Below are 23451 nucleotides of genomic sequence, written 5' to 3' on the forward strand. Positions count from 1 at the left end.
TAGCATCTCCCAATGCAAAAGTGCCGGCCAGGGCAATGCCCGGAGCCGGTTCGTATAGTGACGGCAGAGAGACAATTCACATCATGGCGACCGGCAAAGGTGCGGCAGCTTCCACCCAGGAAGGCAAGTCCCAACCGTTCAAGTTCACGCCGGGGCCATTCGATCCAGCCACATGGCTGGAATGGTCCCGCCAGTGGCAGGGCACAGGAGGTAACGGCCATGCGGCCGTCGCAGGCATTCCGGGCCTGGACGCGCTCGCAGGCATGAAGATCGCCCCGGCGCAGCTGGGCGATATCCAGAAGCGCTACATGAACGACTTCGTGGCCTTGTGGCAGGCCATGGCCGAGGGTAATCCCGACGCCGCGGGGCCGCTGCATGACCGGCGCTTCGCCGGCGAGGCGTGGCGCAATAACGTTCCTTATCGCTTCGCCGCCGCGTTCTACCTGCTCAACGCACGCGCCATGACCGAGCTGGCCGACGCTGTCGAGGCCGATGCCAAGACGCGCCAGCGCATCCGCTTTGCGATCTCGCAATGGGTCGATGCCATGTCGCCGGCCAATTTCCTGGTCACCAACCCCGAAGCGCAGCGGCTGCTGATCGAATCGGGCGGCGAATCGCTGCGCGCCGGCGTGCGCAACATGCTCGAAGACCTGACGCGCGGCAAGATTTCGCAGACCGACGAGACCGCGTTCGAGGTCGGCCGCAACGTTGCCGTGACCGAAGGTGCGGTGGTCTATGAAAACGAATACTTCCAGCTGCTGCAATACAAGCCGCTGACCGCCAAGGTCCATGCGCGCCCGCTGCTGCTGGTGCCGCCGTGCATCAACAAGTACTACATCCTCGACCTGCAGCCGGAAAGCTCGCTGGTGCGGCATGCGGTGGAGCAGGGCCATACGGTGTTCCTGGTGTCGTGGCGCAATCCCGATGCCAGCCTTGCGGCCGCCACCTGGGACGATTACATCGAGCACGGCGCCATCAAGGCCATCGAGGTTGCGCGCGATATCGGCGGCCAGGACCAGATCAACGTGCTGGGCTTCTGCGTGGGCGGCACCATCGTCTCGACCGCGCTGGCAGTGCTGGCCGCGCGCGGCGAGCATCCGGCCTCGAGCCTGACGCTGCTGACCACGCTGCTCGATTTCGCCGATACCGGCATCCTCGACGTGTTCGTGGACGAAGCCCATGTGCAGCTGCGCGAAGCCACGCTGGGCGGTGGTGCCGGCGCACCCTGCTCGCTGCTGCGCGGGCTGGAGCTGGCCAATACCTTCTCGTTCCTGCGCCCGAACGACCTGGTGTGGAACTACGTGGTCGACAACTACCTGAAGGGCAACACGCCGGTGCCGTTCGACCTGCTGTTCTGGAATGGCGACGCCACCAACCTGCCGGGCCCGTGGTACTGCTGGTACCTGCGCCACACCTACCTGCAGGACGAGCTGAAGGTGCCCAACAAGCTGACCGTGTGCAACGTGCCGGTCGACCTGGGCAGCATCGACACGCCGACGTATCTCTACGGCTCGCGCGAGGACCATATCGTGCCGTGGACCGCCGCCTATGCCTCGACCGCGCTGCTGAAGAACAAGGTGCGCTTCGTGCTGGGCGCATCCGGGCATATCGCTGGCGTGATCAACCCGCCGGCCAAGAACAAGCGCAGCCACTGGACCAACGACAAGCTGGCGGCATCGCCGCAGCAATGGCTGGCCGATGCCACCGAGCACCACGGCAGCTGGTGGCCAGACTGGATGGCATGGCTTGCCGGCCATGCCGGTGCCAAGCGCGCCGCGCCCGCCGAGTACGGCAACGCGCGCTATCCCGTGATCGAACCCGCGCCTGGGCGTTACGTCAAAGCCAAGGCATGATGCTTGCATGATGGCCGGGCCGCCACACTGGCGGCATCGGCTGCCGCGCAGGCTTTCCATTTCCATCGAAAGGACTACACCATGACTGACGTTGTCATCGTTTCCGCGGCCCGTACCGCAGTAGGCAAGTTTGGCGGATCGCTGGCCAAGATCCCGGCCCCCGAACTGGGCGCAGTAGTCATCAAGGCGGCGCTGGAGCGTGCCGGCATCAAGCCGGAACAAGTCAGCGAAGTCATCATGGGCCAGGTGCTCGCCGCCGGCTCGGGCCAGAACCCGGCGCGCCAGGCGTCGATCAAGGCCGGCCTGCCGGCCATGGTGCCGGCCATGACCATCAACAAGGTTTGCGGCTCGGGCCTGAAGGCCGTGATGCTGGCGGCCAATGCCATCGCTGCCGGCGACGCCGAGATCGTGGTGGCCGGCGGCCAGGAAAACATGAGCGCCGCTCCGCACGTGCTGCCGGGCTCGCGCGACGGCTTCCGCATGGGCGACACCAAGCTGGTCGACACCATGATCGTCGATGGCCTGTGGGATGTGTACAACCAGTACCACATGGGCATTACCGCCGAGAACGTCGCCAAGGAATACGGCATCACGCGCGAGGCACAGGATGAATTTGCCGTCGGCTCGCAGAACAAGGCCGAGGCCGCGCAAAAGGCCGGCAAGTTCGACGAGGAAATCGTGCCGGTGCTGATCCCGCAGCGCAAGGGCGACCCGGTTGCGTTCAAGACCGACGAGTTTGTCCGCCAAGGCGCCACGCTGGACAGCATGTCCGGCCTGAAGCCCGCCTTCGACAAGGCCGGCTCGGTAACCGCGGCAAATGCCTCGGGCCTGAACGACGGCGCCGCCGCGGTGGTGGTGATGTCGGCGGCCAAGGCCAAGGAACTGGGCCTGACGCCGCTGGCCACGATCAAGAGCTTCGCCAACGCCGGCGTCGATCCCAAGGTGATGGGCATGGGCCCGGTGCCGGCTTCCAAGCGCGCGCTGTCGCGTGCCGGCTGGACGCCGCAGGACCTCGACCTGATGGAAATCAACGAGGCCTTTGCCGCGCAGGCGCTGGCGGTGCACCAGCAGATGGGCTGGGATACCTCCAAGGTCAACGTCAACGGCGGCGCCATCGCCATCGGTCACCCGATTGGTGCATCGGGCTGCCGTATCCTGGTGACGCTGCTGCACGAGATGAAGCGCCGCGACGCCAAGAAGGGCCTGGCCTCGCTGTGCATCGGCGGCGGCATGGGCGTGGCGCTGGCGGTTGAGCGCAACTGATCCGCAACCAGTTCGGTATCAAGCGGCAACGAATCAGCAGTAGGCCGGGCCAGCGGTCCTCGCGGGCCCGGCAACGATAACGAAGAGCCAATCAAGGAGTGGACATGACTCAGCGCATTGCGTATGTGACCGGCGGCATGGGCGGCATCGGGACCGCCATTTGCCAGCGCCTGGCCAAGGATGGCTTTCGTGTGGTGGCCGGCTGCGGCCCCAACTCGCCGCGCCGTGAAAGGTGGCTCGAGCAGCAGAAGGCGCTCGGTTTCGATTTCGTTGCCTCGGAAGGCAACGTTGCCGACTGGGATTCGACCAAGGCCGCTTTCGACAAAGTCAAGGCCGAGGTTGGCGAGGTCGATGTGCTGATCAACAACGCCGGCATCACGCGCGACGTGGTGTTCCGCAAGATGACGCGCGCCGACTGGGATGCGGTGATCGACACCAACCTGACCTCGCTGTTCAACGTCACCAAGCAGGTGATCGACGGCATGGTCGACCGTGGCTGGGGCCGGATCGTCAATATCTCGTCGGTGAACGGCCAGAAGGGCCAGTTCGGCCAGACCAACTACTCCACCGCCAAGGCCGGCCTGCACGGCTTCACCATGGCGCTGGCGCAGGAAGTGGCGACCAAGGGCGTGACGGTCAACACCGTTTCGCCGGGCTATATCGCCACCGACATGGTCAAGGCGATCCGCCAGGACGTGCTCGACAAGATCGTCGCCACGATCCCGGTGAAGCGCCTGGGCGAGCCGGACGAGATCGCTTCGATCTGCGCCTGGCTGTCGTCCGATGAGTCCGGTTTCTCGACCGGCGCCGACTTCTCGCTGAACGGCGGCCTGCACATGGGCTGACCTGCCGGCGTGATCGGCAACCGCGCCGGCGGCCGCATTTTGCGGTGCAGCCAGCGCGGCGCACAAGGCGGCGGAGGTTTGGTTTCGCTGTCTCTTTCGCGGGCCGCAAGGGCCCGCGAATCATTTCCGCGCAGCGGTTTGTCTGCCGATTTGGCGTGGGTTTACCGGGTTTTCCTTAAGCTGGGTCGCTTTTCTTAGTGCTGTGTTGGGCATAGAATCAGGGCAGCGGCGCAGCCAGCACCATAGTCGTGCAGTGCGGCCCTCGCGGGGGCGAGGTGGCGAAGCCGCAACGCGCAGCCATGCGCGAACACGCCGCGGCAAGCCGACACGACAAACACAGATGGCGCAGGCGGTACCGATTTGCGCAGTGCACCCCATGCGGTGCAGCAGCGCGCAATCAGCGACGACACAAGGACAGAGCACCGATGGCCACGACCAAAAAAGGCGCAGAGCGACTGATCAAGAAGTATCCGAACCGCAGGCTCTACGACACCCAGACCAGCACCTATATCACCCTGGCTGACGTCAAGCAGCTGGTCATGGATTCCGAAGAATTCAAGGTCGTTGACGCCAAGTCGGGGGATGAACTGACCCGCAGCATCTTGCTGCAGATCATCCTTGAAGAAGAGACCGGCGGCGTGCCGATGTTCTCCAGTGCCATGCTGTCGCAGATCATCCGGTTCTACGGCCATGCCATGCAGGGCATGATGGGCACCTACCTGGAAAAGAACATCCAGGCCTTTATCGATATCCAGAACAAGCTGGCCGAGAATTCCAAGGGCCTGTATTCGGGCGAGGCCTTCAGCCCCGACATGTGGTCGCAGTTCATGAACATGCAGGGCCCGATGATGCAGGGCATGATGAGCAACTACATCGAGCAGAGCAAGAACCTGTTCGTGCAGATGCAGGAACAGATGCAGAACCAGGCCAAGAACATGTTCGGGACGTTCCCGTTCAACCAGCCGGACAAGAAGTAATCGACGTGGCGGCGGGCCGTTCGGCCTGCCGCTTTTCCTGTGCGCTGTCGATAAACAGCCCCGTCGTGCAGCGCAGCGGCCAAAGCGGTTAAAATGCCGACCTCCTGAACTGGCGGCTCATTTGCGGACTCGCCTGCATAGCGCGAATCCCGATGCCTTCCAGAATCCACCGTCCTTGCCATTTATGCGCCCGCGAAGCCGGCGCACGCCGCCTGGCGCACTCCTGATCATGAGCCGGCTGATCCTCGCTCCGATGGAGGGGCTTGCGGACTACGTCCTGCGCGACGTGCTGACCGGCCTTGGCGGCTACGACGGCTGCGTATCGGAGTTCGTCCGGGTGACGGGCTCGCTGCTTCCCGCGCGCGTCTATGAGCGTGATACGCCCGAAACCCTGCAGGGCGGCTACACCAACAGCGGTACGCCGATGGTGATCCAGCTGCTCGGCAGCGACCCCGAATGGCTGGCGCGCAATGCCGCCTATGCCGCGACCCTGTCGCCGCACGGCATCGACCTGAATTTCGGCTGTCCGGCGAAGGTGGTCAACCGGCATGGCGGCGGCGCCATGCTGCTCGGGCAACCTGACTTGCTGAACCGCATCGTGGCCGCAGTACGCGCCGCGGTGCCGGCGCATATCTCCGTGACCGCCAAGATGCGGCTGGGCATTTCCGATACCGCTCTCGCGCTGGACTGCGCCGCCGCGCTGGCGGAGGGCGGGGCGGCGTCGCTGGTGGTGCATGCGCGCACGCGCGACGACGGCTACCGGCCGCCCGCGCATTGGGAGTGGATCGCGCGGATCGCCGAGGCCATCGACATTCCGGTCATTGCCAACGGCGACGTCTGGACCGTCGCCGACTGGGAGCGCTGTTGCGCAGTGACCGGTTGCGACGATGTGATGATCGGGCGCGGCGCGGTCTCCGACCCTTTCCTGGTCCGGCGCATCCGCGGCCAGATGGAGCGCACGCCGTCCGCCGCCGAATGGCCGCTGGTGCTGCGCCAGATCTCGCTGTACCTGAAGAAGCTGCACGAACGGATCTCGTCCTGCCATGAGCACGGCCGGGTCAAGCTCTGGCTCAGCTACCTGAAGCGGACCTGGCCGCAGGCCACCGAACTGCATGACGCAATCCGGCGCATGCACGACTCGGCCGAGATCGCGCGTCTGCTGCTGAGTGTTCCCGGCGCCTCTCCGATTCCTGGCTGAACCAGCCATCAAGTGTGGCGTCAGGCGCCGGCAAAGACTGGCAAACGGGTAAAATACGCGATTGGCCTGCATCGCCTGGCGCCCGATCGCCCGCGCGATAACCGGATATACTCCGCCGCGCCTGCCCCACATTCGTATCGCACCGTGAAAAACCCTTCAGAATCAACGACCCAGAAAGACAGCAGTCCGCGCGTGGGTTTCGTTTCGCTCGGCTGTCCCAAGGCCCTGGTCGACTCCGAGCAGATCATCACCCAGCTGCGCGCCGAGGGCTATGCCATCAGCGGCACCTATGACGGCGCCGACCTGGTGGTGGTCAATACCTGCGGCTTTATCGACGAGGCTGTGCAGGAAAGCCTGGACGCCATCGGCGAGGCGCTGACCAAGAACGGCAAGGTCATCGTGACCGGCTGCCTCGGTGCCAAGAAGGATGCGGCGGGGCACGACATCGTGTCGTCGGTGCACCCCAAGGTGCTGGCCGTGACCGGCCCGCATGCGCTGGGCGAAGTGATGCAGGCCGTGCACACGCACCTGCCGAAGCCGCACGACCCGTTCACCGACCTGGTGCCGGCCGCCGGCATCAAGCTGACGCCCAAGCACTACGCCTACCTGAAGATTTCGGAAGGCTGCAACCATCGCTGCTCGTTCTGCATCATCCCGTCGATGCGTGGCGACCTGGTGTCGCGCCCGGTGGCCGAGGTCATGCTGGAGGCCGAGAATCTGTTCAAGGCCGGCGTCAAGGAACTGCTGGTGATCTCGCAGGACACCAGCGCCTATGGCGTCGACGTCAAGTACCGCACCGGCTTCTGGAACGGCCGTCCGCTCAAGACCCGCATGACCGAACTGGTGGCGGCGCTGGGCGAACTGGCCGCGCAGTACGGCGCCTGGGTGCGCCTGCACTACGTCTATCCGTACCCGCACGTCGACGAGATCATCCCGCTGATGAACAACGGCCACGTGCTGCCGTACCTGGACGTGCCGCTGCAGCACGCCCACCCGGACGTGCTCAAGCGCATGAAGCGCCCGGCCAACGCCGAGAAGACCATGGACCGCATCCGTGCCTGGCGCGAGATCTGCCCCGAGCTGACCATCCGCAGCACCTTTATCGCCGGCTTCCCGGGCGAGACCGAGGCCGAGTTCCAGACGCTGCTGGACTTTATCGCCGAGGCCGAGCTGGACCGCGTCGGCTGCTTTGCATACTCGCCGGTGGAAGGCGCCACGGCCAACGACCTGCCGGGCGCGCTGCCCGACGAGGTGCGCGAGGAGCGCCGCGCCCGCTTCATGGAAGTGGCCGAGGAAGTGTCCGCGCGCCGGCTGCAGCGCAAGGTCGGCCAGACCCTGCGCGTGCTGGTCGACGAGGTCAACCAGGACGGCGGCATCGGCCGTTCGTCGGCGGATGCGCCGGAAATCGACGGCCTGGTCTATATCGCGCCGCCGGAGCGTACCTCGCAGCGCTACCGCGCAGGCGAGTTCGTCGACGTGAAGATCACGGGCGCCGATGGTCACGACCTGTGGGGCGAGGTCTGAGCTAGTCCTGCCGGACGAGGCGGGGCGCGGCGCGATTAGGTAAAAGTACGGTCGTTCGTTTCTGGCGCTGCACCGCTATACTGTGCGGTGCAGCATAACCTCCTGGAGACAAGTCATGACGCGTGAAGTCGTAGTGGTGAGCGGTGTCCGTACCGCGATCGGGACCTTTGGCGGCAGCCTGAAGGACGTGGCGCCGGCAGAATTGGGCGCGCTGGTCGTGCGCGAGGCGCTGGCCCGCGCGCAGGTGTCGGGCGACGACGTCGGCCACGTGGTATTCGGCAACGTGATCCAGACCGAGCCGCGCGACATGTATCTGGGCCGTGTCGCCGCGGTCAACGGCGGGGTCTCGATCAACGCACCCGCGCTCACCGTGAACCGCCTGTGCGGCTCGGGCCTGCAGGCCATCGTCAGTGCCGCGCAGACCATCCTGCTGGGCGATACCAACGTCGCCATCGGCGGCGGTGCCGAAAGCATGAGCCGCGCCCCGTACCTGGCGCCGGCGGCCCGCTGGGGCGCCCGCATGGGTGACGCCGGCCTGGTCGACATGATGCTGGGCGCGCTGCACGACCCGTTCCACCGCATCCACATGGGTGTCACGGCCGAGAACGTGGCCAGGGAATACGACATTTCGCGTGCGCAGCAGGACGAAGCCGCGCTGGAATCGCACCGCCGCGCGTCCGCCGCGATCAAGGCCGGCTATTTCAGGGACCAGATCGTCCCGGTGGTGAGCAAGGGCCGCAAGGGCGATGTGACGTTCGACACCGACGAGCACGTGCGCCATGACGCCACCATGGACGACATGACCAAGCTCAAGCCGGTGTTCGCCAAGGAAAACGGCACCGTCACGGCCGGCAATGCCTCGGGCCTGAATGACGCTGCCGCCGCGGTGGTGATGATGGAGCGCGCCGAGGCCGAGCGCCGCGGCCTGAAGCCGCTGGCGCGCCTGGTCTCGTACGGCCATGCCGGCGTCGATCCGAAGACCATGGGCATCGGCCCGGTGCCGGCGACGAAGATCGCGCTGGAACGCGCCGGCCTGCAGGTGGCGGACCTGGACGTGATCGAAGCCAACGAGGCCTTCGCCGCGCAGGCTTGCGCCGTGACCAAGGCGCTGGGCCTGGACCCGGCCAAGGTCAACCCGAATGGCTCGGGCATCTCGCTGGGCCACCCGATCGGCGCCACCGGCGCGCTGATCACGGTCAAGGCGCTGTACGAGCTGCAACGCGTGCAAGGCCGCTACGCGCTGGTGACGATGTGCATCGGCGGCGGGCAGGGCATTGCCGCGATCTTCGAACGCGTCTGAGGTTCGACTTGCGCCGTGTGCTGCTGAAATTGTCTGTCCCGGCGCTGGCTGCCGTGCTCGTCCTGGCGGGCACGGCGCAGGCGGCACCGGCGACCGAGTTGTCGACCGGCCCGGTTGGGGCGGCATCGGTTGGCGGTGAAAGCCTGGGCATCAACCAGGCCATCCGCGATGGCGAGGCCAAACGTGGCACGGCACTGTCGACCGGCGCGCCCAGGCCGCTGGCGCCGCGCCCCGAGTATTCCTCGCTGCCGGTCTATGTCGGCAAGGTCGGCGACCAGCCCGTGCGACTGCGGCTCGGCCCCAAGCCCGACGAGCGCGACAGCGTGCGCGGCGAATACAGCGGCCGCGGCGCCGGTGTGCGCCTGCTTGCCGGCGAATGGGAAAACGGCGCTTTCCTGATGGAAGAGTCGGACGATGGTACGCGCGTAACCGGCAACTGGGAGGGCAACATCGACGCCAGCGGCGCCGTGCGCGGCACCTGGACCGATGCCTTCAATCCCGCCATCGTGCTGCCGTTCTTTATCCGCCCGCTGGGCGTGCTGGTCATCCCGCCTTTCGACATGACGCCCAACAGCGGCGTCACCTACGCCCCGCCGCCGCCCAAGTCGTCGATCTCGGGCTGGTAAGCGCACGCATCTTCCCCTGAAATGCGAACCGCCGTCGTTCCCGGTGGCGCGGCCGGCATTTGCTGGTAAGCTCGAAGGCTCACCGAGTCTCATTCCTGGCCGGACAGCGTGATGCCTGCTTGGCATCGTGCCAGCGCCGGCCAGCAGCCAGCAAGGAATCCGCCGTGTCCGATTCGCCGTCCGACAAGCCCGCATCCCGCCCCCATTACCTGCAGACCGTCGCGGTCCAGCCCGAGCTGGACATCGCCTCCGGCTTTGCCTCATTCTCGCCCGCCACCCACCGTGGCTCGACCGTGGTGTTCCGCAACCTGGCCGAACTGCGTGCGCAAGGTGACGGCTCCACCACCTACTGGCGTTACGGCCTGCACGCCACCCCGACCAGCGAGGCGCTGTGCCAGCACCTGGCACTGATTGAAGGGGCGCGCCATACCTTGCTGCTGCCTTCCGGGCTGGCGGCGATTTCGCTGGTCTACTTCGCGCTGCTCAAGAGCGGCGACGACGTGCTGATGCCGCACAACGTCTACGGCCCCAACCGCGACCATGGCGAATGGCTGGCGCGCGACTATGGCGTGTCGGTGCGCTACTACGATCCGATGGACGCTGCCGGCATGGCCGCGATGATCCGGCCCGAGACGCGCCTGATCTGGATGGAGTCGCCGGGTTCGGTGACGATGGAAGTGGCGGACACCGATGCCATCGTCGCCGCCGCGCGGGCGCATGGCGTGCTGACCGCGATCGACAACACCTGGTCGGGCGGCGTCTACTTCCGCCCGTTCGAGAAAGGCATCGATATCTCGGTGCAGGCGCTGACCAAATACCAGTCCGGCGGCAGCGATGTGCTGATGGGCGCTGTCATGACCTGTGACGAAGCGCTGCACGACCGCCTGCGGCGCACCCGCATGCTGATGGGCTGGGGCGTGTCCGCCGATGACTGCCACCTGGTGCTGCGCGGGCTGCCGAGCCTGCCGGTGCGGCTGGCGGCGCACGACCGCGGCGCGCGCGAAGTCGCCGAATGGCTGCGCCAGCGGCCCGAGGTCGCGCGTGTGCTGCATCCCGCGCTGCCTGACTGCCCGGGCCACGCCAACTGGCGGCGCGACTTCACCGGCGCTACCGGCCTGTTCGCCATCATCCTGCGCGCGCGCTACTCGCGCCAGCAGGTCGATGCCTTTGTCGAGGCGCTGCAGTTGTTCGCGATCGGCTGGTCGTGGGGCGGCGCGCACAGCCTGGCAGTGCCTTACCACGTCCAGAACATGCGTCCGGCAGGCACCTGGCCGCCGGCCGGCTGGCAGGACACCGGTGAACTGGTGCGGCTCTATATCGGCCTGGAAGACACGCGCGACCTGATCGCCGACCTGCGCCAGGCGATGGAGGCGCAGTTGGGCGCGGCGTAAGGGATGTAAGGCTTAGGCGGGGCGCGCAGGCGCCCCGCGCCCGCTTCAGGCAGGCTTGCGCAGAGCCAGGTTGAGCTGGTCGACCACCTCGGCCCAGTCGGCGTCGTCGAGAAGCTCGTCGTGCAGCAGCGCTGACTGCGCCGGCGTCCAGAACGGCGCCTCTGCCAGCTCCACATCGTCTGGCAGCGGCGCGTGCTGGCCGATGAAGCTGCGGATGCTGGCCTCATCGGAAGCCAGGCCGAGTTGCGCGAACAGTTCGGAAAACTGGTGGAAGGTCGGTTCCATGGCGGTCGGGTCTGTTGGTTGGGGGCTCATGTAGTGTAGCCGAGCCCCGTTCAACCGCCGGCGCTCAGCGGGCGTCGGCGCCGGACATCGGCTTGGCGCCGGCGGCGGCCGTGTCCGTGGCCGCGGCGGCGGCACGCGGCAGCGCCCACACCGACTCGGCCGGTCCGCTGCGCGCACGCCGCCGGGTGGCGCGGGCGAGGGCGACGAAGCCTGCCGCCAGCGCGATGGCGCCGATATCGAAGCCGGCGATGATCCAGTGCCCGCTGGGGATGCTGCGCAGCAGGTGGTCGCCGGTCAGGATGGCGTTGGACAGCGGCACGGCCAGCGCGGCCAGTGCCGCCACGTACAGCAATTCGATCGCCCCGCAGACCGGCGCGCGCAGCAGCGCCCACGCGCAGGCAAGGCCGAACGCCGTGAAGTAGGTGTAGCTCACCGCGCGTTCGGGCCACAGCAGCGCTGCCGGAAAGCACAGTGCCACGCCGATGCAGCAGCCGATGCAGACACCGACGGTCGCCTGCGCCAGCAGCCGGTGCACGCGCGGCTGTTCGGCCTGGCGCAGCTTGCGCCGCGACTCGATCCACAGCAGGTTGCCCGAGTAGAACAGAAATGCGCCTGCCAGGCCCGCCAGCAGGTAAACCAGCCGCACCGGCAGGTCGCCGAAGGTGCCGAAGTGCAGCGCGTACAGTGCGCTGTAAAGCCCGTGATTGCTGTCGCGCGCGCCGGCAGTCTGGTTGGCGGTCAGCTGGCCCGCATTCGGTTCGCCCTGCGCGGCGTGGATGCCGACCGCGCCGAGGCTGCCGAGCGCCCTGGTGCTGGTGCCGCGCACTTCGACCACGGCATTGGCGTCGCCGAAGCGCTGGAAGCGGAACGACTCCGGCGTGAAGCGTTCGCCGCCATGCTGTTGCGCGATCCGCACCAGGGTCTCGGTGGACATCGTCGGCACCGCGCGGCCGGCGGCAGCTACCTCCGGCACCGCGGTGGTGGCGCGCGGCACCGCTTCGAACAGGCGGCCGTCGAAGGTCAGCGCGTTGAACACCATCATCAGCACCAGCGACAGGCAGAACAGTGCGCCGGTGATGGCAAAGACCAGGTGGAAGGGCAGGCTGAACAGCCCCAGCACGTTGTGCGTATCCATCCAGAAGCGCTTCAGGTTGCGTCCTGGGCGCACTGCGAACAGGTCCTTCCCGAGGCGCGGCAGGTGCAGCAGCACGCCCGATACCAGCGCCAGCCCGTACAGCACCGAGATCGCGCCCATAAAGTAGATTCCGCCGACCGGGATGCCGAGCGAATAGTGCAGGCTGTTCAGGAACGCCGAAAGTTCGCCGATCACGTGGTCGTGCGAGGTGTCGCGCTGCATCGTGGCGTCGCCGGCCAGGCGTGAGTCGGTGGTCATCTGCCATTCGCCGGCGTTGTCCTGCCAGTAGGCGGCGATATTGGGCTCGCCTTCGGACGGCATGATCACATAGGCGCTGGCGGCGGCCTCCGGGTGGAGCGCCACAAGCTTATGCATGAAGCGGTCGACCGCTGCCGGGTCGGCCTTGGCCTCGACCGGCGCACTGCCTTTCAGGCGCGTCGGCGACTGCCAGACGTGCAGCTCGTGGTGGAACACGGTCACGGCGCCGGCAAAGAAGGCGATGAACAGGGCCCAGCCGGCCATCAGGCCGACCCAGGTATGCAGCGTCTGGTACAGGCGCAGGGTTGCGGTTTTCATGATGGCGTTCTCAGGAGACGGGCAGTGCTGCCGGCACCAGGCCGGCCAGCCGCAGCGCCCACAGCGCGCCGAAACAGACCAGGTTGGCGCCCCCCAGCCACAGCCAGGCCGAGCGGCTGGTGCCGAACAGCAGGCTGCAGCTGATGATGGTCACCCATACTGGCAGGCAGGCGACTACGGCGGCGACGATACCGGTTTCCCAGCCGCCTGGCAGCCACAGGATCGACAGCGTGCACAGCGCCACGGCGAGGGGCAGGCCGAGCAGGATGCCTGCCAGCCACTTGGTGCCCATGGTATCGGAGGCCGCGTTCATGCCCGTTGTCCTCCTTGGCCGGTTTGCACCATCCGAGCCAGCGCCGCCTGGCGCTTGCGATGGGCATAGGTGCCGACGAAGGGCCAGGCCGACAGCGCGCAGGGCACCGTCGCCAGGCTGGCGGCGATCGCCACCGGCCAGCCATTGGTGGTGCTCCACAGCCAGGTGCTGGCGATCACCAGCGCCAGGCCCAGCCAACCAAATACGCGCGGCCGCGGGCTGCGTCCGGGCGGCAGCAGGACCTGGTTAGGCGCAGCCAGGTACAGGCACGCAGCCGCGGCCAGGCCCAGGAAAACGGCCAGAACTTGCATGAAGGGAAATGTCAGCGAATCGAAACATTAATGGTAATGATTCGTATTTGACGCTGCAAGCGGAATGTTGGAGAAGGGGCGTCGAAAGGTGGCACAACCGCCACCCACCGGCGCAACGGACCTGACGCCATGGAATCCACGCCATGGAATCCACGCCATGGAATCGACACCAGGGAATCGACGCCACGGAATCGACGCCACGGAAGCGGCGCTGCCGCCCCCTTGCGTGACTTCAGTGGGGGAACAGTGCCAGCAGCCCGTCCAGCCCGACATGGTTGAACGCCACGCTGGCCTGCGCGCGCACCACCGGCTTGGCGCGGAAGGCCACCGAGAGCCCGGCTACGGCCATCATCTTGAGGTCATTGGAACCGTCGCCCATGACGATGGCCTGGTCCGGCGTGGCGCCGATCCGCGCGCAGACCTCCTGCACGGTACGGGCCTTGACGTCGGCATTGACGATCTCGCCGACCACGTTGCCGGTCAGCTTGCCGTCGACGATTTCCAGCGTATTGGCACGGGTGAAGTCCAGCTTCAGGCGCGGCTTGAGCTGATCGGTAAAGTGGACGAAGCCGCCCGACACCAGCAGCGTCTTGATGCCCAGCGCCTGCACGGCCTGCAGCATGCGCTCGGCACCCGGCGACAGGCGCAGGCGCTCGGCGTAGACGCGGTCGAGCACGCTGGCGTCCAGGCCCTTTAGCAGCGCCACGCGGCGCCGCAGGCTTTCGTTGAAGTCGGTGATCTCGCCACGCATCGCGGCTTCGGTGATGGCGGAGACCTCGGCCTTGAGGCCGCAGAAGTCGGCGATCTCGTCGATGCACTCGATCGTGATCAGCGTCGAGTCCATGTCCATCGCCACCAGCCGGAAATCCGACAGCCTGCGTCCGGCCGGGACCACGGCCCAGTCGATCGCGCGCGGACCGCAGAAATCATCCAGCGCATCGCGCAGCGCCGGCGTCAGCGGCGCGCAGTCCTCGGCGGCAGCCACGGTGTCGCTGCGCGGCACCAGCGCGGAGGCGCGGGCGAGGGTGCGGGCGGTGTCGAGGTCGGCGGCGGAAAGCGGGGCGGTGCTCTGGAGGATCAGGGGCATGGCAGGTGAGGATCGGGCGCGCGCAGCATGGCGGGCAGGCAGGGCGGCAACGCGGAAAAACCGCTATTGTAGCCGCCCTGGCCGGCTGGCTGAGCACTGCCCGGATGCTCAGCGCCGCGCCATCAGCATGTAGTCCACCGTCAGGTTGGACAGCGCGCGCACGCCGTTGATCAGCGCCGGCTCGTCCACATAGAACTCGGGCGAGTGGTTGAAGGGCGCCCTGGTCACATCCTGAGCCTGGTGTCACGCCAGACATAGTTGGTCAGGCCATGCGCAGGCTATCCACCACCTTATGCAGGAACGCTTCGCACGCCGCCAGCTGCTCCAGCGCGACAAACTCATCCGGCTTGTGCGCCTGCTGGATATCGCCAGGCCCGCACACCACCGCCGGAATGCCCGCGCGCTGGAACAGCCCGGCCTCGGTGCCATAGGCAACCTTGTTGGTCTCGCGATCGGCCGTCAGCGCGCGCACCAGCTGCGTGATCGCGGCCTGCTCGGCAACATCCAGCGACGGCGCGGCGGCAATCTTGCTGAGCGTCAGGTCGGCATCGGCATGCTCGGCGCGCATCTTCGGCAGCAGCACGTCGTTGGCGTAGGCATGGATCCGCGCGTAGATCGCTTCCGGATCCACCCCGGGCAAATTGCGAAACTCGAATACGAACTCGCACAGCGCCGGGATGGTGTTGAGCGCGATCCCGCCCTGGATGGTGCCGGTCTGCGCGGTGGTATATGGCACGTCGAAGGCCTGGTCGTAAGGGCCGTTGGCCTTGAATTCATCGGCGATATCGCGGATGAAGCAGATCAGCCGCGCCGCGTATTCGATCGCGTTGACGCCCCGCGGCGTCAGCGACGAGTGCGCGGCCTGGCCCCGCACGCAGCAGCGGTAGGCATTGATGCCCTTGTGCGCGACGATCACGCGCATGCTGGTCGGCTCGCCCACGATGCAGCCGCTGGGCGTCACGCCGCGGTCGCGCAGTTCGGCCAGCAGGTAGGGCGCGCCCATGCAGCCGATTTCTTCATCGAAGGAGAGGGCGTAGTGCACCGGCTCGCGCAGCTTCGCGCCGAGGATGGCTGGCAGCAGCGACAGGCTGGTGCCGATGAAGCCCTTCATGTCGCAGGTGCCGCGGCCATAGAGCTTGCCGTCGCGGATCACCGGCTTGAACGGATCGGTGGTCCAGTCCTGGCCGTCCACCGGCACCACGTCGGTGTGGCCCGACAGCACGATGCCGCCGTTGGTGCCGCCATCGGCCGCGGGCACCGTGACAAAGAGATTGGCCTTGTCCTGCTGCGGGTTGTAGCTCAGATGCGGCTTCAGGCCCTTGGCCAGGAAGTGGTCGCGCACGGTCTCGATCAGGCCGAGGTTGGAGTGGCGGCTGGTGGTGTCGTAGGCGACCAGCCGCTGGGTCCATTCGAGCGCGCTGCCTCGCGCGGCGTGGTCATTGACGGTCTGGCTGGGGGCGGCGGCTTGGGCTGGCATGGGGCGCTATCACTAACCGATCAGGAGTCCGATGCTACACCCGGTCGTGTACCGAGTCCATGCAATCGGCGCATGACGCCGCCCCGCAGGTTTACGACAGTTGCCGCAGCGTGTGCTTGATCGTCTGCGCGCGTACCGTCACGTCCGGCATCTTGGCCTCGATGCGCAGCTTGTCCTGCCCGGCCAGCTTGATATGCCGGTTCTTCTGCACCAGGTCGATGATGCGCATGGCATCGATCGGCGGGTTGGGCACGAACTGCACGCTGAAGGTGGCCTCGCCCGCATCGATCTTGCGCACGCCCAGCGGCGCCGCGGCGATGCGCAGCCGGTGCGTTTCCACCAGCGCCTGCGCCTGCGCCGGCAGGCGGCCGAAGCGGTCGATCAGTTCTTCCTGGATATCGTCGACACGCTCGGCGGTTTCGCAATTGGCCAGGCGCTTGTACAGCGACAGGCGTTCATGCACATCGCCGCAGTAGTCGTTGGGCAGCAGTGCCGGCGTGCCGAGGTTGATCTCGGTGGTCGCCGCCAGCGGTGCCATCAGGTCCGGCTCCTTGCCGGCCTTCAGCGCCTTGACCGCGTGGTTGAGCATGTCGGTGTAGAGCTGGAAGCCGATCTCGTGGATCTCGCCCGACTGCTTGTCGCCGAGCACCTCGCCGGCGCCGCGGATTTCCAGGTCGTGCATGGCCAGGTAGAAGCCCGAGCCCAGTTCCTCCATCTGCTGGATCGCCTCGAGCCGGCGCTGCGCCTGCTTGGTCAGGCCGTCGACATCATGCACCAGCAGGTAGGCATAGGCCTGGTGGTGCGAACGCCCGACACGGCCGCGCAGCTGGTGCAGCTGCGCCAGCCCGAACTTGTCGGCGCGGTGGATCAGGATGGTGTTGGCGGTCGGCACGTCGATGCCGGTCTCGATGATGGTGGTGCACAGCAGGATGTTGTCGCGGCGCGAGACAAAGTCGCGCATCACGCGCTCCAGCTCGCGCTCGTGCATCTGGCCGTGCGCCACCGCGATGCGCGCCTCGGGCACCAGCTCGGCGAGCTTCGCGCGCTTGTTCTCGATGGTCTCGACCTCGTTGTGCAGGAAGTAGATCTGGCCGCCGCGCTTGAGTTCGCGCAGGATGGCCTCGCGGATCACGCCGTCTTCCTCGCGGCGCACGAAGGTCTTGATCGCCAGCCGCTTCTGCGGCGCGGTCGCGATTACCGAAAAATCGCGCAGGCCTTCCAGTGCCATGCCCAGCGTGCGCGGGATCGGCGTGGCGGTCAGCGTCAGGATGTCGACCTCGGCGCGCAGCGTCTTCAGCGCTTCCTTCTGGCGCACGCCGAAGCGGTGTTCCTCGTCGATGATGACCAGGCCCAGCCGCTGGAACCTGACCTGGTCGGACAGGATCTTGTGCGTGCCGATGACGATATCGACGCTGCCCTCGTTGATCTGCCTGATGGCCGCGTCGATCTCCTTCTTGGTCTTGAAGCGCGACAGTTCGACGATGCGCACCGGCCATTCCGCGAAGCGGTCGGACAGCGTCTGGAAGTGCTGCTCGGCCAGCAGCGTGGTCGGCGCGAGCATCGCCACCTGCTTGCCGCCCAGCACCGCGACAAAGGCCGCACGCAGCGCGACCTCGGTCTTGCCGAAGCCGACGTCGCCGCAGACCAGCCGGTCCATCGGCTTGCCCGAGGTCATGTCGGCGATCACTGCGGCGATGGCGGCGGCCTGGTCCGGCGTTTCCTCGAAGCCGAAGCTTTCGGCAAAGGTCTCATAGTCCTTCGGCGACAGCGGGAAGGCGAAGCCCTCGCGAGCGGCGCGGCGTGCGTAGAGGTTGAGCAATTCGGCAGCGGTATCGCGGATCTGCTGCGCAGCGCGGCGCTTGGCCTTGTCCCACTGGCCCGAGCCCAGGTGGTGCAGCGGCGCGGTGTCCGGGTCGGCGCCGGAGTAGCGCGAGATCACGTGCAGCTGGTGCACCGGCACATACAGCTTGCTGCTTTTGTCGTATTCGAGGTGCAGGAATTCCTCGTCGCCCTGGCCCATGTCGAGGGACACCAGGCCGTGGTAGCGGCCGATACCGTGCTCGCTGTGCACCACCGGATCGCCGATCTTCAGTTCGGCCAGGTCGCGCACCATCGAGTCGACAGCGGTGGCCTGCTCCTGCTTGCGGCGGCCGGCGCGGCGCGCGGTGCCGGCATATAGCTCGGCTTCGGTGACGAAGGCGAGCTGACCTTGCGGCAACGCGAAGCCGCTCTGCAAGGGTGCCACCGCGATCGAGAAATGCGCCTCGCCGGCGAGGAATGCGGCAAAGTCGTCCACCGGATGCGGGCGCAGGCCGCTTTCGGCGAACAGCTGCAGCAGCGTCTCGCGCCGGCCGGCGGAATCGGCGCACATCAGCACGCGGGTCTGCTTGTCGAGCAGCAGCGATTCCAGGTTGACCAGCGGATCTTCCGCGCGCCGGTTGACGGAGACATCCGGCAGGATCGCCGAGAACGGCACCTGGTCCGCGCCTGGCTCCGTCTGCAGCACCAGCCGCGCCATCGGCTTGGCGCCGACGAAAAACTGCTCCTCGGACAGGAACAGGTCGGCCGGCGGCAGCAGCGGACGCTCGCGGTCGTGCCGCATGAAGTTGTAGCGCTGCGTGGTGTCGGCCCAGAAGCGGCGGATCGCTTCGTCGATGTTGCCCGCGAAGGCTAGTTGGGTATCCGCGGGCAGGTAGTCGAACAGCGTCGCGCTCTCTTCGAAAAACAGCGGCAGGTAGTACTCGATGCCCGCCGACGGCACGCCGTTGCCGATGTCCTTGTAGATCGGCGACTTGGTCGGGTCACCCTCGAAGACTTCGCGCCAGCGGCCGCGGAACGCGGTGCGCGCGGCTTCGTCGAGGGGGAATTCGCGGCCCGGCAGCAGGCGCACTTCCTTGACCGGGTAAAGGCTGCGCTGCGTGTCCGGGTCAAACGCGCGGATAGTCTCGATCTCGTCGCCGAACAGGTCGATCCGGTACGGCAGCGCAGATCCCATCGGGTACAGGTCGATCAGGCCGCCGCGCACGCTGTATTCGCCCGGGCGCATCACGGCGCTGACGTGCTCGTAGCCGGCCAGCGTGAACTGCGCCTTCAGCGCGGCCTCGTCCAGGCGCTCGCCCTGCTTGAAGAAGAAGGTGTAGGCGGCCAGGAAGGACGGTGGCGCGAGCCGGTACAGCGCGGTGCTGGCCGGCACCAGCATCACGTCGCATTGCCCGCCCTGGATGTCGTGCAGCGTGGCCAGGCGTTCGGAGACCAGGTCCTGGTGCGGCGAGAAGCTGTCGTAGGGCAGCGTTTCCCAGTCGGGCAGCAGGCGCACGCGCAGCTCGGGCGCGAACCAGGGGATTTCCTCGGCCAGGCGCTGGGCGTCGACGGCATTGGCGCACACCACTGCCAGCATCGGCGCGCGCGCGCGGTGCTGCCGCGCGTAGGCGGCAAGGGCCAGGGCATCGGCCGAGCCACGCAGGCCGGCCACGGTGTGGCGCAGGCCGGGCTTGACCAGCGGCAGGTTGACGAAGGGCAGGGAGGGCGTAGCGTCAGGCATGTCGGCAACGGGGCGTTCAAAACGACGACACCCCGCCGGCAGCGCGGGCGGGGGTCGGACAGAATGCTGCGGGCACGTGGCGGCACCCGCCCACGCCGCCGGGCACGCATGCGCCATGGCGACGGGGAAGGGCCGTATTATAGAATGCGACCCGGTTGTCCCGCTGGCGCCACGGCGCCTGCGCTAGCCCAGTCCCTTGCAGCTTCACTTCGCCATCCACTTCCTGCCCCAGCCGTGTCCGCTCGCCGCTTTGCCCTGATTCCCTGTGCCGGTACCGGCAGCCGCGCCGGCGGCGCCGTTCCCAAGCAATACCAGACCGTGGCCGGCCGGCCGATGATCTGGTACGCGCTGGCGGCGTTCTCGGCGTGCGACGCGATCAACGCCACCGCGCTGGTGCTGGCGCCCGACGACATGCCGCTGGAATCGCGCTTCGGCGCCGCTGCGTTCGCCGGGCTGCGCTTCGACACCGCCTTCGTTGGCGGCGACACGCGGCATGCGTCGGTGCTGGCCGGGCTGCATCACCTGGCCCAGCTCGGCGCCACCGATACCGACTGGGTGCTGGTGCACGACGCGGCGCGCCCGGGCCTGACCCCCGCGATGATCCACGCGCTGGTGCGCGCGGTCGAAAGCGACGGCGACGACGATCCGGATGCGGCCATCGGTGGCATCCTGGCGGTGCCGGTGCCCGACACCCTCAAGCGCGCGCAGGACGATGCCCGCATTGGCGGCACCGTGCCGCGCGAAGGGCTGTGGCAGGCGCAGACGCCGCAGATGTTCCGGCTGGGCGTGCTGCGCCAGGCGCTGCAGGATGCCTTGGCGGCCGGCGCGGTGGTGACCGACGAAGCCAGCGCGATCGAACGGCTGGGGCTGCATCCGCGGCTGGTCAACGGCTCGCTGCGCAATTTCAAGGTGACATACCCGGAAGACTTCGCGCTCGCCGAAGTGCTGCTGGGTACAGGCGCACCAGGAGCAACAGGAGCATAAGGAGCGTAACCGCAATGATGCCTTTCGATATCCGCGTGGGTCAGGGCTATGACGTCCACGCGCTGGTGCCGGGCCGCAAGCTGATACTGGGCGGCGTGGAGATCCCGCACGACCGCGGCCTGCTGGGCCATTCCGATGCCGACGCGCTGCTGCACGCGGTGACTGACGCGCTGTTCGGCGCAGCCGCGCTGGGCGATATCGGCCGCCATTTCCCCGATACGGACGCGCGATTTGCCGGCGCCGACAGCCGCGTGCTGCTGCGCGAGGCAGCGCGCCGCGTGCGCGAGGCGGGCTATGAAATCGGCAATGTCGATGCCACCGTGATTGCGCAGGCGCCCAGGCTGGCACCGCATATCGGCGCGATGGTGGCTAACCTGGCGGAAGACCTCGGGCTGGCGCCGGGGCGCTGCAACGTCAAGGCAAAGACCAACGAAAAGCTGGGCTTCGAAGGACGGCAGGAAGGCATCGTGGCGCAGGCCGCGGTGCTGGTCTGGCGCGCCTCGGTGACGGGCGCGCAGGACTGAGCGACCTGTGGCGGGCGCAGTGGGTGGCGCGGACGAGCTTTGCTAGCTGCGCGGCGCGTCCGCCGCCGGGGCGTTGTCCGGCGGGATGGCGTAGGTGTAGTCGATCAGCCGCGCCATCGCGCCCGAGCGCGCACCGGCCTCGGTGCGCTTGGTGAAGCCCATCTGCTGCACCAGCCGGTTGGCCGAGTCCATCTCCGGCATGGTTCGCACCAGCAGCGTAGGGGAGCCGATATCGCGCGCGCGCTGGATGCAGATCTGCATCAGGGTGCGCCCCAGCCCCAGGCCGCGCGCCTGCGGGCTGACCGACAGCAGCCGCGCCTCCGGCTGCGTCAGCGTGATGGTGCTGCCGTCGAGCGCGGGCAGCGTAGCCCCGGGATGGCAGAACAGCACGGCACCCATGATGCCGTGATCGGTTTCCGCCACCCACCATTCCATGTCGGGATTGCTGGTCGCCAGTACCGCCTGCATGCCGCGCTGGAACGAGGCCCGGCAGTCTTCCATGATTTCCAGCTCATACTGGCCATAGGCTTGCTGCGTGACGGCAGCGATGTCGCCCCAGTCATGCACCGCGGCAAGGCGGTAGTGGAAACGGGGGGAAGTCGGCGAAGGCAGGGTCATGGCAGGCTGAAAGTGCATATGCTGCCTGGATTGTAGGCCGATCGCCGCGCCAGTGCAGTCCCGATGCGGGGGCGGTTGCAAGATGGGAACAGCCGGCAGTTCCCGCTGGGAAGCTGCCGGCTGCTGTGCTACAGGGGCCGTGGGACGGCCCCGTCGGAGGGCGCGGGGGCGCGCTGTGTGCTTGTTGCGTGCTCGTTACGTGCTCGCTGCCTGCTTACTCGGCGGCGATCACGTTGGCCGCGGCCACGATCACCGCGGCGATGCGGCCCACGTCGCGCAGCTGCTGCGCGGTCATGCCCTGTTCGTTCTTCAGCAGCTGGTAGTGCGACTTCACGCAGAAGTGGCACTTGCCCACGATCGACGCGGCCAGAGCGTACATCTCGAAACGGCGCTTGTCCACGCCGCCATGGGTGGCGTAGGCGTTCATCCGCAGGCCGGCCGGCTGGGTCGACAGGTCGGTATCGTCCGCCATTTCGACGTACGGGTACCAGGTGTTGTTCATGCCCATCAGCGCCGCGGCGGTCAGTGCGCCGTTGGTTTCCTCGGGCGATAGCACGCCGGCATTGCGGATGGCATCCACCAGCACCTTGCTCTGCGCCGCGAATGCCGCCGCCAGCGCCACGCCGACCGCATCGTTGCCTTCCAGCGAGGAACGGGCGATGGTGCCGTCCACATTCAGGCGGATATCCTTGGCGTAATCGGGGATGAGATTTTTAATTGTGCTGAGGAATTCCATTTATTTCTCCTATCGATCGGGGCCCAAAAAACCCGCGCAAGCGGGTTTCGGAGCGGAGGGCAGGGCCCTCCGCGGCTCGCCACGGTGTCTGGCGAAGAATTGCAGGTGACAGCGCAAATTACAGCGTTGCGCCACCAACGGCACGGTTGCACGGGCACAGCTCGTCCGTTTGCAGGCCGTCCAGGATACGCAGGACTTCGTCCGGGTTGCGGCCGACGTTCAGGTTGTTCACCGAAACGTGCTGGATCACGTTGTCCGGGTCGACGATGAAGGTCGCGCGCAGGGCCACGCCGGCGGCCTGGTCACGCACGCCCAGCTGGTCGATCAGCGAGCCGGTCACGTCGGCGAACTGCCACTGGTTCAGCTTGTTCAGGTCCTTGTGCTCGCGGCGCCATGCCAGCTTGACGAACTCGTTGTCGGTCGAACCGCCCAGCACGATCGCGTCGCGGTCAGCGAAGTCGCCGTTCAGCTTGGCGAAGGCAACGATTTCGGTCGGGCACACGAAGGTGAAGTCCTTCGGGTAGAAGTAGATGACCTTCCACTTGCCTTCGAACGACTTTTCGGTGATGTCTTCGAAAGCCGACTGGCCGTTCTCTTCGTGATTGTTGAAACCCGGCTTGACACCGACGACGTGGAAGGCTTCGAGCTTTTCACCAACGGTCTTCATAAGACTATCTCCAGATACGGTTGCGATAAGTACAGTGTCCGCCGCTGGCCCGGCGTGAAGCTTGCCAGGCACTTTGCTGCGGCGCACCGCGACAAAACGTGATTATGCGTGAACATCCCGCGGGGGGCTAATTGATATTCTCAAAGAGCCCGATAGGCACGGCATGCAGTGGTTCAGCGCCGGGCAGGGTCGACGCTGCGAAGCGGCAAGTATGCCATGC

The 23451-nt window shown here is 67.0% G+C and carries 21 protein-coding genes; 11 read left to right on the plus strand and 10 right to left on the minus strand.

Translation table 11 applies throughout. The annotated features are described in order from the left end of the window. Positions 1-83 precede the first annotated feature (83 nt). From phaC to E1J61_RS26125, 9 genes are all read left to right on the plus strand, one after another. A complete protein-coding gene (phaC, locus tag E1J61_RS26085; RefSeq protein WP_133096840.1) occupies positions 84-1853 on the plus strand; it encodes a class I poly(R)-hydroxyalkanoic acid synthase in 1770 nt (589 codons plus the stop codon). An 81-nt stretch (positions 1854-1934) separates the two neighbouring features. Then, the gene (locus E1J61_RS26090; protein WP_133096841.1) at positions 1935-3116 is read left to right on the plus strand and encodes an acetyl-CoA C-acetyltransferase; all 1182 of its coding nucleotides are present in this window, start codon (positions 1935-1937) and stop codon (positions 3114-3116) included. Positions 3117-3220: 104 nt separating this feature from the next. Next, entirely contained in the window at positions 3221-3961 is a 741-nt protein-coding gene (locus E1J61_RS26095; protein ID WP_133096842.1) for a 3-ketoacyl-ACP reductase, read from the plus strand. Positions 3962-4386: 425 nt separating this feature from the next. After that, complete coding sequence (phaR, locus tag E1J61_RS26100) at positions 4387-4938, plus strand: polyhydroxyalkanoate synthesis repressor PhaR (RefSeq protein ID WP_018004481.1); 552 nt, start codon at positions 4387-4389, stop codon at positions 4936-4938. 229 nt (positions 4939-5167) lie between these two features. Next, positions 5168-6136, plus strand: a complete 969-nt coding sequence (locus E1J61_RS26105) for a tRNA-dihydrouridine synthase (RefSeq protein ID WP_133096843.1) — start codon at positions 5168-5170, stop codon at positions 6134-6136. 144 nt (positions 6137-6280) lie between these two features. Continuing rightward, on the plus strand, positions 6281-7660 hold the full coding sequence (gene rimO / locus E1J61_RS26110) for a 30S ribosomal protein S12 methylthiotransferase RimO (protein WP_133096844.1): 1380 nt from the start codon (positions 6281-6283) through the stop codon (positions 7658-7660). A 115-nt stretch (positions 7661-7775) separates the two neighbouring features. Continuing rightward, the gene (bktB, locus tag E1J61_RS26115; RefSeq protein ID WP_133096845.1) at positions 7776-8960 is read left to right on the plus strand and encodes a beta-ketothiolase BktB; all 1185 of its coding nucleotides are present in this window, start codon (positions 7776-7778) and stop codon (positions 8958-8960) included. A 17-nt stretch (positions 8961-8977) separates the two neighbouring features. After that, complete coding sequence (locus E1J61_RS26120) at positions 8978-9586, plus strand: hypothetical protein (protein WP_243736978.1); 609 nt, start codon at positions 8978-8980, stop codon at positions 9584-9586. Between the two features lie 164 nt (positions 9587-9750). Next, a complete protein-coding gene (locus E1J61_RS26125; protein ID WP_133096847.1) occupies positions 9751-10977 on the plus strand; it encodes a cystathionine beta-lyase in 1227 nt (408 codons plus the stop codon). A 45-nt stretch (positions 10978-11022) separates the two neighbouring features. On the opposite strand, the gene E1J61_RS26130 is transcribed toward E1J61_RS26125, so the two are convergent. The 7 genes from E1J61_RS26130 to mfd form a co-directional block, all read right to left on the minus strand. Continuing rightward, positions 11023-11262 (minus strand): DUF2789 domain-containing protein, encoded by a 240-nt coding sequence (locus tag E1J61_RS26130; protein WP_029049291.1) that lies wholly within the window; start codon positions 11260-11262, stop codon positions 11023-11025. A 64-nt stretch (positions 11263-11326) separates the two neighbouring features. Beyond that, positions 11327-12973: a PepSY domain-containing protein gene (locus E1J61_RS26135; protein ID WP_243736979.1), complete on the minus strand. Its 1647-nt coding sequence runs from the start codon at positions 12971-12973 to the stop codon at positions 11327-11329. Between the two features lie 10 nt (positions 12974-12983). Continuing rightward, the gene (locus tag E1J61_RS26140; RefSeq protein WP_165971543.1) at positions 12984-13286 is read right to left on the minus strand and encodes a hypothetical protein; all 303 of its coding nucleotides are present in this window, start codon (positions 13284-13286) and stop codon (positions 12984-12986) included. Continuing rightward, positions 13283-13597, minus strand: coding sequence for a hypothetical protein (locus E1J61_RS26145; protein WP_133096848.1), 315 nt, complete (start codon positions 13595-13597; stop codon positions 13283-13285). The genes E1J61_RS26140 and E1J61_RS26145 overlap by 4 nt, the downstream gene beginning before the upstream one ends. A gap of 232 nt (positions 13598-13829) precedes the next feature. After that, on the minus strand, positions 13830-14684 hold the full coding sequence (gene serB, locus E1J61_RS26150; protein WP_133096849.1) for a phosphoserine phosphatase SerB: 855 nt from the start codon (positions 14682-14684) through the stop codon (positions 13830-13832). A gap of 262 nt (positions 14685-14946) precedes the next feature. Continuing rightward, positions 14947-16161, minus strand: coding sequence for an acetylornithine deacetylase (gene argE / locus E1J61_RS26160; RefSeq protein WP_133096850.1), 1215 nt, complete (start codon positions 16159-16161; stop codon positions 14947-14949). Positions 16162-16252: 91 nt separating this feature from the next. Next, positions 16253-19702 (minus strand): transcription-repair coupling factor, encoded by a 3450-nt coding sequence (gene mfd / locus E1J61_RS26165; RefSeq protein ID WP_133096851.1) that lies wholly within the window; start codon positions 19700-19702, stop codon positions 16253-16255. Positions 19703-19936: 234 nt separating this feature from the next. Here mfd and ispD point away from each other — a divergent pair, with 234 nt between their 5' ends. Both ispD and ispF read left to right on the plus strand, forming a co-directional pair. Then, positions 19937-20686 carry a 2-C-methyl-D-erythritol 4-phosphate cytidylyltransferase gene (ispD, locus tag E1J61_RS26170; RefSeq protein ID WP_133096852.1) on the plus strand — a complete coding sequence of 250 codons (750 nt, stop codon included), beginning with the start codon at positions 19937-19939 and terminating at the stop codon, positions 20684-20686. A 14-nt stretch (positions 20687-20700) separates the two neighbouring features. Next, the gene (gene ispF / locus E1J61_RS26175) at positions 20701-21210 is read left to right on the plus strand and encodes a 2-C-methyl-D-erythritol 2,4-cyclodiphosphate synthase (RefSeq protein ID WP_133096853.1); all 510 of its coding nucleotides are present in this window, start codon (positions 20701-20703) and stop codon (positions 21208-21210) included. A gap of 42 nt (positions 21211-21252) precedes the next feature. Here ispF and E1J61_RS26180 read toward each other — a convergent pair whose 3' ends face one another. The 3 genes from E1J61_RS26180 to E1J61_RS26190 form a co-directional block, all read right to left on the minus strand. Beyond that, complete coding sequence (locus tag E1J61_RS26180; RefSeq protein WP_133096854.1) at positions 21253-21828, minus strand: GNAT family N-acetyltransferase; 576 nt, start codon at positions 21826-21828, stop codon at positions 21253-21255. A 214-nt stretch (positions 21829-22042) separates the two neighbouring features. Then, a complete protein-coding gene (locus tag E1J61_RS26185) occupies positions 22043-22564 on the minus strand; it encodes a carboxymuconolactone decarboxylase family protein (RefSeq protein WP_133096855.1) in 522 nt (173 codons plus the stop codon). 118 nt (positions 22565-22682) lie between these two features. Then, positions 22683-23231 (minus strand): peroxiredoxin, encoded by a 549-nt coding sequence (locus tag E1J61_RS26190; RefSeq protein ID WP_133096856.1) that lies wholly within the window; start codon positions 23229-23231, stop codon positions 22683-22685. Between the last annotated feature and the right edge of the window lie 220 nt (positions 23232-23451).

The organism is Cupriavidus sp. L7L (assembly GCF_004353535.1).
Taxonomy (GTDB): Bacteria; Pseudomonadota; Gammaproteobacteria; order Burkholderiales; family Burkholderiaceae; genus Cupriavidus; species Cupriavidus oxalaticus_A.